Raw genomic sequence first — 16,036 nt, 5'->3', positions numbered from 1 at the left:
TGTAAGCGGATACGAATGGGAGGAAACGGCTTATGAAATACTTAATCGGTGTTTTTGGCCTCGTATTGATTTTAGGTATCGCTTGGCTTGCTAGTAATGATAGAAAGAAAGTCAAATATCGTCCAATCATAACGATGGTTATATTACAATTCATTTTGGGGTTTCTATTATTAAATACAAGTGTAGGGAATATATTAATTAGCGGAATAGCAGATGGTTTTGGAGAGCTATTAAAATATGCCGCTGACGGTGTGAATTTTGTATTTGGTGGATTAGTAAATCAAAAAGAGTTTTCGTTCTTTTTAAGTGTATTAATGCCAATCGTATTTATATCAGCCTTAATAGGTATTTTGCAACATATTAAAGTATTACCTATTATTGTGAAATCTATCGGTCTAGCATTAAGTAAAGTAAATGGAATGGGGAAACTAGAATCATATAACGCTGTTGCATCTGCGATTTTAGGACAATCTGAAGTATTTATTTCAGTTAAGAAACAACTAGGGTTATTGCCAGAGAAAAGAATGTATACATTATGTGCATCAGCAATGTCTACAGTTTCTATGTCTATCGTTGGATCATATATGGTGTTATTAAAACCACAATATGTTGTAACCGCTTTAGTGCTTAACTTATTCGGTGGTTTCATCATTGCTTCTATCATTAACCCATATGAAGTTACTGAGGAAGAAGATATGTTAGAAGTACAAGAAGAAGAGAAGAAGACCTTCTTTGAAGTATTAGGGGAATACATTATTGATGGATTTAAAGTTGCGATTACAGTAGCAGCTATGTTAGTCGGTTTCGTTGCTCTTATCGCATTCATTAATGCAGTATTTAAAGGTGTAATCGGTATTTCATTCCAAGAAATTCTTGGTTATGCATTTGCACCATTTGCATTTATTATGGGTGTACCTTGGCATGAAGCAGTTAATGCCGGAAATATTATGGCAACAAAATTAGTATCAAATGAATTTGTCGCTATGACAGATTTAGCACAAGGAAACTTTAATTTCTCAGATAGAACGACAGCGATTATCTCTGTATTCTTAGTTTCATTTGCAAACTTCTCTTCAATTGGGATTATTGCAGGGGCAGTTAAGAGCTTAAATGAAAAGCAAGGGAATGTAGTCGCAAGATTTGGTTTGAAATTACTATTCGGTGCAACATTAGTAAGTTTCTTATCAGCAACAATCGTTGGCTTATTATTTTAATAGATTTATATAATATAAAAAGGAATGGTGATTGTAATGAGAATGGTAGATATTATTGCAAAAAAACGTGACGGCAAAGAATTAACGACTGAAGAAATCAAATTCTTTATTAATGGATATACAGACGGAAGTATTCCTGATTATCAAGTGAGTGCGCTTGCAATGGCAATCTTCTTTAAAGATATGACAGATCGCGAACGTGCAGATTTAACGATGGCGATGGTTGAGTCTGGAGAAACGATCGACTTATCAGCAATTGAAGGAATTAAAGTAGACAAACATTCAACTGGCGGTGTTGGTGATACAACAACATTAGTATTAGGACCGTTAGTAGCTGCTTTAGATGTACCAGTAGCAAAAATGTCTGGTCGTGGTTTAGGACATACAGGCGGAACAATTGATAAATTAGAAGCGGTAGAAGGATTCCACGTTGAAATTACGAAAGAACAATTCATTGATATTGTAAACCGTGACAAAGTAGCTGTTATTGGACAAACAGGAAACTTAACACCTGCAGATAAAAAGATTTATGCATTACGCGACGTAACAGGAACTGTTAACTCAATTCCTTTAATCGCAAGTTCAATTATGAGTAAAAAAATTGCAGCTGGTGCTGACGCAATCGTACTTGATGTAAAAACAGGTGCTGGTGCATTTATGAAAACAGAAGAAGATGCAAAAGAATTAGCACATGCAATGGTACGTATCGGAAATAACGTAGGACGTCAAACAATGGCAGTTATTTCAGATATGTCACAACCTCTTGGATTTGCGATTGGTAATGCTCTAGAAGTGAAAGAAGCGATTGATACGTTAAAAGGTGAAGGTCCAGAAGATTTAACAGAATTAGTACTTGTATTAGGAAGTCAAATGGTCGTACTTGCGAAAAAAGCAAATACGTTAGAAGAAGCTCGTGAAATGCTAATTGAAGTGATGAAAAACGGAAAAGCAACTGCGAAATTTAAAGAGTTCTTAAGCAATCAAGGCGGAGATAGCTCAATTGTAGACAATCCAGAAAAAATGCCACAAGCAAAGTATGTAATTGATGTACCTGCAAAAACTTCAGGTGTTATTTCTAACATTGTTGCAGATGAGATTGGTATTGCAGCTATGTTACTTGGTGCAGGTCGTGCAACGAAGGAAGATGAAATCGATTTAGCAGTAGGATTAATGTTACGTAAAAAAGTTGGCGATGCAGTAAAAGAAGGCGAGCCTTTCGTAACAATCTACGCAAACCGTGAAAATGTAGAAGATGTAAAAGCAAAAATTTATGAGAATATTTCTATAGCTGAAACAGCAGTGGCTCCTAAATTAGTTCATACAGTTATTACTGACTAATCATCATTTCATTTACTTTGAGGGGGAAATAATATGGATAAGAAAAAATATATTGAAGAAGCAAACAAGATGTTATCGAAAGCGTATATTCCGTATTCTAAATTTCCTGTTGGCGCAGCGTTAGTTACGAAAGAAGGGAAAATCTATACTGGTTGTAATATAGAAAATGCTTCTTATGGTTTATGTAACTGTGCAGAAAGAACAGCAATATTTAAAGCGGTATCAGAAGGGGAGCGCGATTTTAGTTACTTAGTTATTACAGGAGAAACTGATGAACCGATTTCACCATGTGGTGCGTGTAGACAAGTAATTGCTGAATTCTGTGATCCGAAAATGCCTGTATTACTAACGAATGTAAAAGGTGATGAAAAAGAAGTGACTGTTGAGCAATTACTTCCAGGTGCTTTCTCAATAGAAGATTTAAAATAAGTTGAAAAGTGAACTGCACCTCCAGTTGTTAGACACGCATAACAATTGGAGGTGCAGTTTTTTTACTTTATATTGCGGTGAATTATTTACTGATATTTTGTCCCCTTTTTCATCAATTTATTATTTTACCACATGTGAAATTTTAAAAAATAAATATTAATGTAGTGTAAGTACAATATAAATTCCCAATTAATATTAAAAGATGATAGGCTATTTTTATAATTGAATTACCTTTCGTACTCTAAAAAACACCCTACCAACAAAGGTTCTCTATCAATATAAAAATCTATACTAATATGGTATAAATTTCATGCTCTATTAAGTATAGAAGGGGTTTATACGATGGGACAATTTCAAAGTAATTTTCAAAGCGCTACACAAATCGCAACGCAAATGAGGGCAGCTTCAGATACAATCCAAAGCGCAACAAATCGTTCTATAAAAAAGGCGACACGTACTACGCTTTCAGTTAATTCAAAAGCACAAGAAGTGAACCAACAAGTTTTAGATTTGACGAAACAATTTTCCACCGCCTTTCAACAAGCGGTCGATAACATTCATTCGGTAGCCAAAGAGTTTGAGAGAATGGATCACGAGCTTCACAATACTTTCCGCTAATATGACCACCTTCGTAAAGATAAAACGGTAGGAGGAAAAAAATGGATTGAGATATCAAAAACCAAATTAAACAGTTAAATCAAAAATTACGAAGTGTATTTGAAGAACAGGACCGAAATTAATCCGCGCTTCGAACTCAGGAACAAGCGGAAGCTGATTTTCACGAATTGAAAAATCGAAGCAACCGCTTATTTAACCGTATTTTAGAAACTTGGCACAACGATAAAGAGTTATCTCATTTCTTTATAAATATCCGTCACGAAGCACAACACATTGAGCGAAAACTTACATTGAATGCAAAAGATTGGAGTACATGGCCGGGGCACCCTAAATACAGTAAGGTTCCGGAAATTATAAGACTAGAAATGTTAGAACGTGAAGCAGTGGCTAGAGAAGCTTTGAAAAAATCAATAAAAGAGAGGTTACAATCCATTGAAAACAATAGTTAAAAATATAGGTGGTAAAAAGATAATAGCTACAGCAGAAGAACATTTAGGCCCTCAGATAGAAAAGTTATTGTATTTGCTAACTAAAGTAGAAGATAACAAATTAGTTGATAGATTTTCTATGCAAGTTGGTTGGTCTATTTTTGTTCTATCCAAACGTGAAGATGGGTATCATATTATTGCCCCAGATTATACAAAAAATCCATTTAAGGATACTACAGATGATCTAACAATTGCTTTATGGGTGCAATTAGAACAAGTACATTGTTTACGTCAGTTAAATATTGACGGTGAAACAATAAAGTTTAGCGATAAAATAGTGACTTCAAAAAATGTGTTACAACTAGATGAGGTTTATTTACAAAGAGCTAGGGATTGTGACAAAGGTGATTCTGGTTGGTATATCGGTCCTGTCGATGAAACAGAAGAAACTGACGGTGAATTAGAAGCATATTACGCATATCAGCTACTAAAAATTAGACCTTCAATTATTCAAGTTTTAGCCTTACCTTATGAATATCTGGTAGTTTTTGAGAAAGATAAAATCAAAGCCATTTTAGATGATAATGATGTCGATGTTTGGAATGGAGTTACAAACTAAGATTAGTTAAGTTCTAAAATAATTGAGAGGGCTTAACCGCATGAACTCAAAAATCCCGGAAATTCTAGGAATATTAGACGGTTATGAGAAAAGGGTAATTTTAGTAATTATAGAAACTGAAGCAATGGTTTAAATTAAGCTAGAAACTTACAGGATGGAAAATAATCAATAATGAATAAATTATAAAAGAGCATCCCACCATTAAAAACTGAACTGCACCCCAATTGTTAGACACAGTCTAACAATTGGAGGTGCAGTTTTTCTATGGTTAAATTCACAACTGATGAAAAAATATACATCGTTCAACGTTATTTGAACGGAAATGAAAGTTACCGAGAAATTAGTAAAGCTATTGGTATAAGAGACACCGTAATTTTGAAATGGGTAAACCAATATAAACAAAATGGCTTTTTATTTGAAAATAGGATGTAATATTTTATTCATATTCCGTTCATAAACTTTCCGTAAAATGATTGCAGCGAATATAGAAAGTTTACAACAGGAGGAATAGAATGAAGAAATTATATAATGCGGCATTTATTTACTTAATTATTGGTTTATTATCAGGTGTATTCGCAAGAGAGTATACGAAAGCACAAGGAATTAAAGGATCCACAATGTTGCAATTAGTGCATACACATGTATTAGTGCTCGGTTTTGTATTCTTTTTAATTGCTTTAGCTTTATGTAAAGTGTTTCATGTACAAGAAACAAAGAGCTTTTGTGCATGGTTTGTTGTTTATAATGTAGGAGTAATCTTTACTATTGCTACAATGCTATGGAGAGGTCTTCTACAAGTAAATGGAACTGACTTTTACGGTTTAAGCCATATGGCTGGATTAGGTCATGTTATTATAAGTATCGGGCTCGTTTGGTTTATGATTTTGCTCAAAAAGTCTTTTAAATAGATAGGAGTGGGAAGAGTATGATAGCACTTTTATCAAGTATTTTAGCGGTTTGTATGGCTGTTGGTGTCATGTTTCTGCGCTTTAAAGCAGCGAAAAAACCGGTAACGAAAAAGAAAATTATATTGCCGCCAATTTTTATGAGTACTGGAGCAATGATGTACTTTTTACCGGAATTCCGATTAACGTCGTTAGAAATAATAGAAGCAATTATTGCAGGGCTTATTTTCTCTGTATTTCTTATAAAAACAACGAAGTTTGAAATAAGAGACGAACAAATATATATGAAACCGTCAAAAGCATTTATATTTATTTTAGTCGGATTATTAGCTGTACGAGTAGCGTTGAAATCATATTTAAGTCAATCGATTGATTTAGCGGAGTTAAGTGGAATGTTTTTCTTACTTGCATTTGCGATGATTGTGTCGTGGAGAATTGCGATGTATCGCTCGTTTACTAAATTAAAAAAGACAATAAAAAGAGCTGGAATTTCTATATAGGAAATCCAGCTCTTTTTATGTTTTATTAGAATTCTTTAGCTCGGAACTCATTTGCTTAATTTTAAACGTATTTGAGCATCTTGTAATGCAGCAGGTGTAACGTTAAGACCATTTTGATCAACAATTTTTGTGTTTAATAAAATGGAATCTAAGCTTCCACGAAATGTTTGTGTATAGTTTTGGCGCAACATTTGTTGTTCTTGTTTTTCATCAACTGTTAATCCATTCGCTTTTTCTTTTTTTGACAATTCGTTAATACGGAATAAAATGTTTTTCATTTGTTTCACCTCTAGTTAAATTTAATTACATTAGCTACTTACTAATGTATAGTTATTGTAACCTATCTTTTAATAAGTGTCAATGTCTATAAAATGCTTTGTTTTGTATGTGTATGGATGAGAGAGGATGTAAATGAATACTAATACTTGAAATAGAAAAGATGCCAATATACAATACTGCGGTAGGGTATAAAGAGTTGTTGTTTTACATTATGAAAGTAATAAGTAAAAAGGAGTATGCAATAATGAATGCAGTAATTTCAAAGAAAGAAACAATCATCTCATATACGATTGCTATTTTATTTATTTTAGCTATGGTAACAGCTGGTGTGTTATTAAATGATCCGGAAGTCATTTTGCCGGAAATAGCAGCGATGGCAATTGCTTTATGGGCGTATCGTGAACCAGGATGGTTAAGACAACCAGAAAAAATCTTTATTGCACCGTCAATAACAGCTGTTATTGGTTTTGCAGTGAATCAAATGGATATTTTCTATATAGGAAAAGTTAGCTTAACACTTATATTAATGATGTTGTTTTTATGTGTTATTCAATCCAATTTAGCACCATCCATTGCGACAGGTTTATTACCGTTAGTAACAAATGCGACGGAATGGTCATTTGTTATCGCGGTATTTGCTTTAACATTTATTTTAATGATAGGTGTTCTTATATTTAAATTGAACAACGGTATTGAGCGAAAAGTGCAAATACAGTATAAATATATGACTGTATTTCTAATACTAAATTTCGTATGGATTAGTTTATGCTGGATAACTGGTTATGAACAATTAGTAGTTATTCCACCAATATTAGTTGTCGTGTATGAATCACTTCAAAAGCCGATGTACAATGAAAAAATGGCTTTTAAACAAATAGTCGTATTAACTGCATCTGCAACTGTTGGAACAATATTGTACTTTGCGATTGATTCATGGATTGTAGTCACTTTATTAAATATGATATTAATGCTTATTTTATTAAAAATTGTTGGTGTACGTATTCCAGCAGTGTATGCATTTCCATTATTGCCGCTCGTATTTCCAGATGGAATGATAAAGATGTTACCAGTAGCTTCATTTGTTGCGGGAGTATTTTTATTTGGTGCAGTACTACTGTATAAAAAGTGGAAGATGAAGCAAAAGGGCATGGCAATGTAGATAGAGTAAAGATAGCTTTTAATTAGTAAAATAAATAGACACCTGTGAGTGTCTATTTATTTTATGAAAAATTTAGTTTAATTCATTTAAGTAATGAACAAGTTCCGATGCTTTAGAGAAAAATGGAGAATGATCAGCTTCTAAAGTAATAATTTTCTTGCAAGGTGTTTCTGTATTCATTAGGCGTTGAAAATCAATTGGAATCGCTCTATCTAGAGTCGTTTCAATATAAATGCGATCTATGGCTCCAAAGTTTTCTTCAGATATTTTCAGCTCTTGTTGGAAGGGTCCTAGTGGTTGAGGACGCATTTGATTAAAAGATGCTTCTTTAATAGAACCGTCTTCTGTAGCATTTAAAAATGTTTGTTCAATTAGATTAGGTATAAGTTCAGCAGTCAAGTCATTTTCATTTATAGTGAATTGCGGGCCATCTTCTCCGTCTAATTTACTACCAAGACTTTCTCCATTTCGTGGTAAGAAAGCACAAAGATATACTAATTTATCGATTTTATTTGGTATAAGTTCAGCAGTTTGAGTAATAACGATTCCACCCATACTATGTCCAACAAGAATAACCTTTTCATTTTGTTGATTTATATTAGCTGTTACTGCATCAACATAGGAATCTAACGTTATATTTTGTGAAGGAGTTGTATCTTTCCCACTTCCAGGTAAGTCTAGTGTAATAACAGTGTGACCTAAAGCCTCTAGTTGAGGTTTTACTAATTCCCATGCCCATTCACCTTGCCATGCTCCATGTACTAAAATGTAAGTACTCATTTAATCAACACTCCTCTAGGGTATATAAGTTTCATCTATTTGTAATATTGATGATGTATACTCAGTGTAAATGAAGTGGTTTCATAAATATAATGAAGGTTATTTATAGATGATATAAATATATTTTATATAAGGAGAACAGAATGAATGTTTTTGATTTTAAAGTCTTTACATATGTGGCTCGTTTAAATAGTATTAGTCTGGCAGCAAAGGAATTACATATGACACAGCCAGCAATAACCCATATTATTAACAAATTAGAGAAACGATATGCTATAACGTTATTTGATCGCTCTAGACAAGGAACGATTCTAACTGAAAATGGCAAAGAATTTTTAGTTGGTGTGAATCGACTTCTAATGGAGTATGAAAAACTTGAGGAAACAGCTTTCCAGTTGAAGAATAAAAGCTTGTATAAAATTGTACTAGCTACGTATCCTTCCGTTACTGTATATTGTTTGGCGGAGTGTATTCAACTAGGGAATATTGATCATAGTCAATATGTACTTGCAGTTCGAGAAGGAAGCTATCAAGAAGTGTTAGATTGGCTATCATCAGGTAGTGCAGATTTTTCTATTTCTATAAAAGAAAATTTAATACAAGGATTTCATTATGATGTCATTGGTGAAGATCCGTATGTTATGGTTTCTTCAAAAAAAGTTCCGCCTAACCTTACTATTAATGATATAAAAAATTATTCTTTTATTATGCCGCTTTCTGATTGCAAAGAAGTGCTCGAACCGTATTTGATGAAAAATGAAATAACAGTTAATAAAGTGATGGAGTCAGAATCAATTAGTTCAGCATTAGCACTTACTATACAAGTTAATGGCATAACAATCGTTCCGTTATCAGGACTACATAAGCAAATTATTCATGACTTCATTGTACAGCCGATAGAAATTACAATTCCACGACAACTTATTATGCAATGGTCACCTAAAAAAGAGAATGACCCGCTGTTTCTCGCGTTTGTTAAGAATTTATTAGCTCAACTACAGCAAAAGAAAAAATGAATATAATATTACAAAAGATAAGCTCATTTCACTAGAGCTTATCTTTTGTATGTATTACCAATAAAGAGCAGTATCATAAAATCCGATTAAAATAAGGAGAAAACCAGCTATACGCTGAATGCTATTTCCTATTTTCCTGCTCTTCTTTAGTAATGCCCCGTTTAATCCCAGATAGGAGATGAAGGACATTAATACGACGATAGGAAGAGCAGTTCCTATCGAAAAGAACGTTGGAAACAAGTACCCGTAATTAAATGATAAAGATAAAGGGATTAACGTTCCAAAAAATAGAACGAACATAGTCGGACAAAAAGCTAAGGAAAAGAAGAATCCGAGTAAAAATGAACCAACTTCATTTTGATTTCGTATAAATTTAATCGAGAAGAAATATCTTCTTTTTATAATACCTGACAACAGTAGCCCCATTAAAATTAATAAGGGTCCCATCATTTTTCGTAACCATGGAAAATACAAAGTCAATATTTGCTGAATCTCTTTTCCTAAAAACCATACTAATAGTCCAAGCGTCGTAAAAGCCATTATTTTTCCTAAAATGAATAAAAGTATATGTTTCCATACATGTTCCTTTTGTAAAGATTGGTTGCTATAAAGTGTAATAGCACTAATGTTTCCTGTTAATTGGCAAGGAGCAAGGGTACCTACTATGCCTAATAAAAACGAAAATAAAAGAGGTACAGATTTCGTAGCATTCGCGGCATCCATTAAAGGAGACATGAGTTGATAGCTCCATTCACTAATTGTTGAAAACACGTTATATTCACCCTTCTACTTAAATTGGAATGTTCCTTCATTAGCAATCTGCTTCCACGTATTACCCTCATCTGTAGAGAGGAATACATTTGATTTCATTGTAGCAAATACGATTTCGGCTGAATTTTGAGGGTTTTGTGAAATATACATAATTGCATCTTTAGAATCTAAAGGTGGAATTTGTATGTTTGTTTCTTCATTTGTAGCAATGGATTTCTTCGTTACGATTTGCTTATTGATAGGCGCATAAATAACATCTTCATTACTTAATGTAATTGCGGTCGATTCAAGTGATTTAGCGAATATTTCAAACGTATTTCCGTAATCTGTAGATAAGTAAACACCATCTTTAGTACTTACCGCGACTACACTAGATTGATCTGGATGTACTGAAAAGGAGTGGATTGCACTTGAAAGCCCCTTCAATTTACTAGTTTTCCATTCTTGTCCATTGTTCGTACTGAAGTAAAAACCTTGTTGCAATTTAGAATTTGGACGTTCATTGTATAAATAAATTGTTTCCGTATTATATCCGACAGCAAGGTTATGAAAATCAGATTCTCCATAAAAAGCTAGCTTTTCGAGAGTATTACCACCATCAGAACTTTTCATTAATCCTAAAGGATTTTTTAAATTTGCTCCTGGTTCAGGATGACCGCTGGCAAAGAACCCGTTCTTCGTTGCCTGAAAGCCCATATAATCATGTAGTCCAGTTTTAGCTTCAAGCCATTTGCCATTTTGATAAACTTTTATCCCGCTATGAGTGGCGATAGAAACCCCAGACATATTTCCTGCATAGCCAATTCCGTGAATGTGCTCGATTTTTCCAGATGTAATTTCTTTATAGAAGTCTTGCGGACTCGTATTTGCTGTTTCTATATTTTTTGGTTGAGATTGCGCCGTTTCTTTTTTCACTGGTGCTGTTTCGACGTTGCTAGAACATCCTGAAATTATTAATAAAGAAGTAATTGCTAACCCTGTTGCTACATAATGTTTCAAAGTTATGGCTCCTTTCCTATATATGAGATTTTAAGTATATGGAATAAATATCAAGAAATTGTGGAGTGGTATGCATAATTTAGCGTGGAAGAGGCCCGAGTAATGAAAATTCTCCTTTCGCTATGAGTATAATTAATTGACGAAAAATTATAACAATAATAGAATAAATTGTATTGATGATTAGTTTCACAAGCATACATAGAACACTAGGGGGATTATTATGAAATCAACATTTTTTGCTCAAAATAGAGAAAGACTAACGAAAACATTACCTGATGAATCCGTTACGATTTTATTTGCGGGACAAGCACCGCATATGTCAGCTGATGCACATTATAAATTTGTACCGAATCGTAATTTTTACTACTTAACGGGAATCGATGAACCAAATGTTATTTTTATGCTGAAAAAGTTTGGGAATAGTGTAGAAGAGACACTTTTCATTGAAAAATCAGATCCAGTAATGGAAAAATGGGTTGGGAAGACAGTTTCTAGCGAAGAAGCAGAGGGAATTTCAGGTATAAAGAAAGTTGTATATTTAGATAGCTTTGAAAAGACAATGTCAAATATACTTTTTACAGAAAATGCGAAGCATCTATATTTAGATATAGAACGTCGTGATTGGAATGGTACGGAGACAAAAACATTAGCATTTGCTAAACATGTAAGAGAAAAATACCCACACGTAACAATTGGTAATGTATATCCGAACATTTGTGAATTACGAGTATTTAAAACAGAGGAAGAAATTGAAATTATTAAAGAAGCGATTGCTGTAACGAAAGATGGTATTTACAATGTGTTAAAAAATGCAAAAGCAGGCATGATGGAGTATGAATTAGAAGCTCAATTTGATTTTACACTGAAATCATCTGGCATTAAGCACCATGCGTTCAATACAATTTTGGCGAGTGGGAAAAATGCTACAGTTCTTCATTATGAAGATAATGATGCACAAATTCAAAATGGTGACTTAGTATTACTAGATTTAGGTGCTCAAAAAGACTACTATAACGCTGATATTAGTTATACATTCCCGGCAAATGGAACATTCTCTAGTCGTCAAAAACAAATTTATAATATTGTATTAAAAGCATTAAAAGAAACAACAGCGCTTATTAAGCCAGGATTAAAGTTCGCTGCATTAAATGAGCATACAAAAAAGGTACTGGCAGAAGAGTGTAAAGCAATTGGTTTAATTCAAGAAGATGAAGAGTTATCAAAATACTATTATCATGGTGTCAGCCATTTCCTTGGTTTAGATACACATGATGTAGGAACATATAAAGATAGAGTGTTAGAAGAAGGTATGGTTATAACAATTGAACCTGGTCTTTATATTGAAGGAGAATCAATTGGAATTCGTATTGAAGATGACATTCTTGTAACGAAAGACGGGTATGAAAACTTGTCAAAAGATATCATTAGGGAAGTTGAAGAAATTGAAGAATTTATGAGTGTAAATAATGAACATGTAAAAGGAAACCAAGCTGTAGTTAAATAATAAAAGAGTCATCACTAATTTATTTGAACTTTATCTCGAACCGTGGACAATTAAAAAATCCATGATTCGGGATAGGGTTCTTTTCTTCGAAATACTAATCTTTAATTATTAATCCTAATAAAGTAGCAAACTGAACAGCTTGATATGTTGATACTTTACATCCTCTTAAATCGTTCACTGAAACTGTAAGTGTATCAAAGGTAGAAGAACTAATATCTATCCCCTTCAGTGATGTCTGATCAAAATTAGCTTCATCAAGACTACATAATTGGAATTCAACTTTTTTAAGTTTACAGTCAAAAAAATCTGCATTATTTAATGAAGTTTCATTGAAGATGATTTTTTCTAGTTTGGAATTTCCAAATGCTGCTAAATTCAAAATTGAATTCTCAAATTTAACATTTCCTAAGCTAGATTCTGTGAAATTTACTCCGATTAATTTACTGTTTTTAAATTCGACTCTGTGAACAGAAGAATTGCTTAAATTAACATTTGATAAATCACAGTTTTCAAAACAAACATCTGTAATATCAATATTGCTAAAGTCTGTATTAGTAAACTTACAGTTTTTTATCACCGCATCATATAATCGCACTCTATCTACACATTCATTTTCGAAAGTGGAGTCTATAATTTCACACACTTCCAATGTTGGATCTTCTTCATAAAAAATATCTTGAAAATTCTTTGAAGATAACTCTGGTGAAATTTTTGGTCTATCAATTTTCATCGTATATCAATCCTCTTCTATTTGATATATTTGTGTAATTTGAGTCTATTGTCTTCTTGTAAGGAACATTAGTTCTTATTATACAAAAATGTAAGTTCTTTTGTGAAGAGCATTTTAGCTACATTTTTCTTATTTAATAATAGCAGTGTTATTGTTTCTTAAGAAATAACGTCAAAACAAATACGAGAACGGCTAGTATAGTCGCTACAAGGAAAATATTTTGTATTTCTAAAATATTCGCCTCTTGTAATGTCTCCGCTTTTAGTAATCTTCCAATTAGCTTACGTAAGATCTAATTACATCTCCTTATTTTCTTGAAAATCAACTTCTATAATGATTTTGAAAAAGAAAAAGGAGGGATTTTCCATGAAGCGATTTGTATTAACAGCCGTTACAGTCTCTGTAATATTTTTAATTGCTGCCTGTTCTGTGACGACAAATATAACAAATGATCATAAAAATATGAATGATAAAAAAACACTACAGACTGAAACAGCTACAACACCATTGAAAGTTGAAAACGGACCAGAAGTTACTTTAATAGCGAAAGAAGAAAAGCAAAAATTAAGTAACGGTGTTATTGTTCCAGTCTGGACATTTAATGGCTCATCTCCTGGTTCAGAAATTCGGGTGAAAAAAGGTGAAAAGGTGAAAGTGACATTAAAAAATGAATTATCTGCACCAGTATCTATTCATTGGCATGGATATCCTGTCCCAAATAACATGGATGGAATTCCAGGCGTGACACAAGATGCAGTTGAACCAGGAAAAAGTTTCACTTACGAATTTGAAGCGAACGTACCAGGAACGTACTGGTATCACTCGCATCAAGATTCTGTAAATCAATTAGATAGAGGTTTGTATGGAGCGCTCATTGTAGAAGATACAAAGGAAAAATATGATAAAGATTACACATTAATGTTGGATGAATGGGTTACAGATAAAGAAGAAATGAATAAGCAGTTAAAAGAAATGACAAAAGGGCAAATAGGTAATAAATCTAAAGGTAATGAAAATGGGGAAAAGAATGATGATAAGAACGGCATGGATCATTCTGATATGAACATGGGCAGTGATAAAAAAGACTCTAGTAATATGGAAGGAATGGACCATGGAAATATGAAGATGGAAGGTCATGATATGAGTATGTACGATTTATTCACAATCAATGGAAAAAGCGGTGATTTAGTAGCGCCATTAAAAGTGAATAAGGGAGATAACGTTCGTCTTAGACTCGTCAATGCTGGTTATCTATCACATGATATACATGTTCATGGCCATGATATAAAAGTAATTGCGACAGATGGTCAACCAATAAACGATCCAAAAGTTATAAAGGATAAAGTAATTTCAATCGCACCGGGTGAACGTTATGATATTGAATTTACTGCTAATAATCCTGGGAAATGGTATGTTGAAGACCATTCGAAAAATAAAGGTGCAAAAGGAATGAAAGCTGTTATTGAGTATGATGGCAGCAAAGAGATGAAAGATAAAACAGACGAAAAAGAAAAATTACCGAAAGTAGATATAATGAAATATGGTACTAAAAAATTAGGTAGTTTCACGTTAAATCAAGAGTATACTGCCACATATAATATGGACTTAAATACGCAAATGAATGGAAATGAAATGGTATATACAATTAACGGAAAGGTATTTCCGGATATTGACCCAATTCAAGTGAAAAAGGGTGATTTAGTAAAAGTGAGATTGGTAAATCGTTCTAAAATGGATGATCACCCAATGCATTTACACGGACACTTTTTCCAGGTGTTGAGTAAAGATGGAAAACCGATAGAAGGTTCTCCAATTGTAAAAGATACATTGAACTTAAAACCGGGTGAAGAATATGAAGTAGCCTTTGTAGCAGATAATCCGGGCGATTGGATGTTCCACTGTCATGATTTACACCATGCTTCAGCTGGGATGGTAACAGAAGTAAAATATACAGATTACAAATCGGATTATGTTCCAAACCGAAACATTCCTAATAAGCCAGAGTAATATTAAGCAGTTATCCTATGGATAGCTGCTTATTCATTTTTGTTGCAAGTACTAATGTATATGTTGGTTATGCCCAGGTGAAGGTGCAGGAGTATGATCTGGGAATGTCGTAAATACGGCAACGATAATTACTACACTAATTGAAAGTAATAACAAAAAACGCTGTTGGATAAAAGTAGAAAAGTTCTCCGATAACAATTGAATCACACAGGACATAGTAATCGTTATAGTAAGTAAAAGGCTAATGAACAATATACTATGAGCTTGTTGAGCGTTTAACATTTCTGTAATCATTGCTCCCATCATACTTGCCATTAATCCAGAGAACATTCCTTCTAAAGCAGTATATAGGTGAAAACGTAGACCGATTAAGAAACCGATAAAACCACTAATTAAAATAGCAAGCAAAGTAGAATATAGTAATTCCCCCTTAAAGAGAATGCCTAAGTAAAAACCAATACTTAAACCAATACTCATACTAAAAGACATAATAAATACCATATACTCCATTAGGGTACCCTTACGTTTAGAAATATAGGATGTAATAAGAATCGAAGTACAGCAAAGTGTTAAGGTAGTTAACGTATAAGCAAACATTATGATACCTCCTTGTCCTATCGTTCATTTCATCATATGTTTATATGGAGGGTACTTATGCTTATTAATATCTGCATATTATCTGCACAATTTCATAGATGTAAGCAAAGGAACGCTTGATTTTTTAGGGCGTCTTTTTTAAT

General features: G+C 33.2%; 17 protein-coding genes and 2 pseudogenes. 13 read left to right on the top strand and 6 right to left on the bottom strand.

Annotated features, from left to right (window positions below; all coding sequences use genetic code 11):
- The first annotated feature begins 32 nt into the window (after nucleotides 1-32).
- From ACUN13_RS06340 to ACUN13_RS06300, 9 genes and pseudogenes are all read left to right on the top strand, one after another.
- A complete protein-coding gene (locus ACUN13_RS06340) occupies nucleotides 33-1,214 on the top strand; it encodes a NupC/NupG family nucleoside CNT transporter (RefSeq protein ID WP_000876188.1) in 1,182 nt (393 codons plus the stop codon).
- 36 nt (nucleotides 1,215-1,250) lie between these two features.
- The gene (locus tag ACUN13_RS06335; protein WP_002093946.1) at nucleotides 1,251-2,552 is read left to right on the top strand and encodes a pyrimidine-nucleoside phosphorylase; all 1,302 of its coding nucleotides are present in this window, start codon (nucleotides 1,251-1,253) and stop codon (nucleotides 2,550-2,552) included.
- 33 nt (nucleotides 2,553-2,585) lie between these two features.
- Entirely contained in the window at nucleotides 2,586-2,981 is a 396-nt protein-coding gene (locus ACUN13_RS06330) for a cytidine deaminase (RefSeq protein ID WP_025687222.1), read from the top strand.
- Nucleotides 2,982-3,323: 342 nt separating this feature from the next.
- Nucleotides 3,324-3,599, top strand: a complete 276-nt coding sequence (locus ACUN13_RS06325; RefSeq protein WP_025687221.1) for a TIGR04197 family type VII secretion effector — start codon at nucleotides 3,324-3,326, stop codon at nucleotides 3,597-3,599.
- 53 nt (nucleotides 3,600-3,652) lie between these two features.
- A pseudogene (locus ACUN13_RS06320) lies at nucleotides 3,653-3,904 on the top strand (DUF3958 family protein); the annotation flags it as partial.
- Between the two features lie 127 nt (nucleotides 3,905-4,031).
- Complete coding sequence (locus ACUN13_RS06315; protein WP_000849724.1) at nucleotides 4,032-4,646, top strand: immunity protein Imm33 domain-containing protein; 615 nt, start codon at nucleotides 4,032-4,034, stop codon at nucleotides 4,644-4,646.
- 264 nt (nucleotides 4,647-4,910) lie between these two features.
- Nucleotides 4,911-5,054, top strand: a pseudogene (locus tag ACUN13_RS06310) (transposase); the annotation flags it as partial.
- Between the two features lie 104 nt (nucleotides 5,055-5,158).
- Nucleotides 5,159-5,554 (top strand): DUF2871 domain-containing protein, encoded by a 396-nt coding sequence (locus tag ACUN13_RS06305; protein ID WP_000737876.1) that lies wholly within the window; start codon nucleotides 5,159-5,161, stop codon nucleotides 5,552-5,554.
- 17 nt (nucleotides 5,555-5,571) lie between these two features.
- Nucleotides 5,572-6,051: a CcdC family protein gene (locus ACUN13_RS06300; protein WP_000561044.1), complete on the top strand. Its 480-nt coding sequence runs from the start codon at nucleotides 5,572-5,574 to the stop codon at nucleotides 6,049-6,051.
- Nucleotides 6,052-6,098: 47 nt separating this feature from the next.
- Here ACUN13_RS06300 and ACUN13_RS06295 read toward each other — a convergent pair whose 3' ends face one another.
- Complete coding sequence (locus ACUN13_RS06295) at nucleotides 6,099-6,329, bottom strand: DUF896 domain-containing protein (RefSeq protein ID WP_000789773.1); 231 nt, start codon at nucleotides 6,327-6,329, stop codon at nucleotides 6,099-6,101.
- A gap of 245 nt (nucleotides 6,330-6,574) precedes the next feature.
- Here ACUN13_RS06295 and ACUN13_RS06290 point away from each other — a divergent pair, with 245 nt between their 5' ends.
- A complete protein-coding gene (locus tag ACUN13_RS06290) occupies nucleotides 6,575-7,489 on the top strand; it encodes a hypothetical protein (protein ID WP_322367415.1) in 915 nt (304 codons plus the stop codon).
- Nucleotides 7,490-7,561: 72 nt separating this feature from the next.
- Here the strand turns inward: ACUN13_RS06290 and ACUN13_RS06285 are convergent, their stop codons facing one another.
- Nucleotides 7,562-8,269 (bottom strand): alpha/beta fold hydrolase, encoded by a 708-nt coding sequence (locus ACUN13_RS06285; RefSeq protein ID WP_025687218.1) that lies wholly within the window; start codon nucleotides 8,267-8,269, stop codon nucleotides 7,562-7,564.
- Between the two features lie 143 nt (nucleotides 8,270-8,412).
- Between ACUN13_RS06285 and ACUN13_RS06280 the strand changes: the two genes are divergently transcribed.
- Entirely contained in the window at nucleotides 8,413-9,285 is an 873-nt protein-coding gene (locus ACUN13_RS06280; protein WP_445423730.1) for a LysR family transcriptional regulator, read from the top strand.
- 54 nt (nucleotides 9,286-9,339) lie between these two features.
- Here the strand turns inward: ACUN13_RS06280 and ACUN13_RS06275 are convergent, their stop codons facing one another.
- Nucleotides 9,340-10,056, bottom strand: coding sequence for an urease accessory protein UreH domain-containing protein (locus tag ACUN13_RS06275; RefSeq protein WP_000493100.1), 717 nt, complete (start codon nucleotides 10,054-10,056; stop codon nucleotides 9,340-9,342).
- Between the two features lie 15 nt (nucleotides 10,057-10,071).
- Nucleotides 10,072-11,055, bottom strand: a complete 984-nt coding sequence (locus ACUN13_RS06270; RefSeq protein WP_025687216.1) for a F510_1955 family glycosylhydrolase — start codon at nucleotides 11,053-11,055, stop codon at nucleotides 10,072-10,074.
- Between the two features lie 220 nt (nucleotides 11,056-11,275).
- Between ACUN13_RS06270 and ACUN13_RS06265 the strand changes: the two genes are divergently transcribed.
- Nucleotides 11,276-12,559, top strand: coding sequence for an aminopeptidase P family protein (locus tag ACUN13_RS06265; RefSeq protein WP_000842981.1), 1,284 nt, complete (start codon nucleotides 11,276-11,278; stop codon nucleotides 12,557-12,559).
- A gap of 94 nt (nucleotides 12,560-12,653) precedes the next feature.
- Here the strand turns inward: ACUN13_RS06265 and ACUN13_RS06260 are convergent, their stop codons facing one another.
- A complete protein-coding gene (locus ACUN13_RS06260) occupies nucleotides 12,654-13,289 on the bottom strand; it encodes a pentapeptide repeat-containing protein (RefSeq protein ID WP_000687265.1) in 636 nt (211 codons plus the stop codon).
- Between the two features lie 366 nt (nucleotides 13,290-13,655).
- Here ACUN13_RS06260 and ACUN13_RS06255 point away from each other — a divergent pair, with 366 nt between their 5' ends.
- Nucleotides 13,656-15,296 carry a multicopper oxidase family protein gene (locus tag ACUN13_RS06255; RefSeq protein WP_342761748.1) on the top strand — a complete coding sequence of 547 codons (1,641 nt, stop codon included), beginning with the start codon at nucleotides 13,656-13,658 and terminating at the stop codon, nucleotides 15,294-15,296.
- A gap of 51 nt (nucleotides 15,297-15,347) precedes the next feature.
- Here the strand turns inward: ACUN13_RS06255 and ACUN13_RS06250 are convergent, their stop codons facing one another.
- Nucleotides 15,348-15,893, bottom strand: a complete 546-nt coding sequence (locus ACUN13_RS06250; protein WP_000458541.1) for a hypothetical protein — start codon at nucleotides 15,891-15,893, stop codon at nucleotides 15,348-15,350.
- Nucleotides 15,894-16,036 lie beyond the last annotated feature (143 nt).

Source organism: Bacillus cereus group sp. Bce041 (genome assembly GCF_052646455.1).
Note: the sequence above shows the minus strand (reverse complement) of the source record. Positions and strands in the feature narration are given on the sequence as shown.

Coding starts and splice junctions, on each gene's coding strand:
- ACUN13_RS06265 (WP_000842981.1), top strand. CDS start 11,276: ATGAAATCAACATTTTTTGCTCAAAATAGAGAAAGACTAACGAAAACA.
- ACUN13_RS06300 (WP_000561044.1), top strand. CDS start 5,572: ATGATAGCACTTTTATCAAGTATTTTAGCGGTTTGTATGGCTGTTGGT.
- ACUN13_RS06260 (WP_000687265.1), bottom strand. CDS start 13,289: ATGAAAATTGATAGACCAAAAATTTCACCAGAGTTATCTTCAAAGAAT.
- ACUN13_RS06285 (WP_025687218.1), bottom strand. CDS start 8,269: ATGAGTACTTACATTTTAGTACATGGAGCATGGCAAGGTGAATGGGCA.
- ACUN13_RS06325 (WP_025687221.1), top strand. CDS start 3,324: ATGGGACAATTTCAAAGTAATTTTCAAAGCGCTACACAAATCGCAACG.
- ACUN13_RS06305 (WP_000737876.1), top strand. CDS start 5,159: ATGAAGAAATTATATAATGCGGCATTTATTTACTTAATTATTGGTTTA.
- ACUN13_RS06250 (WP_000458541.1), bottom strand. CDS start 15,893: ATGTTTGCTTATACGTTAACTACCTTAACACTTTGCTGTACTTCGATT.
- ACUN13_RS06280 (WP_445423730.1), top strand. CDS start 8,413: ATGAATGTTTTTGATTTTAAAGTCTTTACATATGTGGCTCGTTTAAAT.
- ACUN13_RS06335 (WP_002093946.1), top strand. CDS start 1,251: ATGAGAATGGTAGATATTATTGCAAAAAAACGTGACGGCAAAGAATTA.
- ACUN13_RS06330 (WP_025687222.1), top strand. CDS start 2,586: ATGGATAAGAAAAAATATATTGAAGAAGCAAACAAGATGTTATCGAAA.
- ACUN13_RS06340 (WP_000876188.1), top strand. CDS start 33: ATGAAATACTTAATCGGTGTTTTTGGCCTCGTATTGATTTTAGGTATC.
- ACUN13_RS06290 (WP_322367415.1), top strand. CDS start 6,575: ATGAATGCAGTAATTTCAAAGAAAGAAACAATCATCTCATATACGATT.
- ACUN13_RS06295 (WP_000789773.1), bottom strand. CDS start 6,329: ATGAAAAACATTTTATTCCGTATTAACGAATTGTCAAAAAAAGAAAAA.
- ACUN13_RS06255 (WP_342761748.1), top strand. CDS start 13,656: ATGAAGCGATTTGTATTAACAGCCGTTACAGTCTCTGTAATATTTTTA.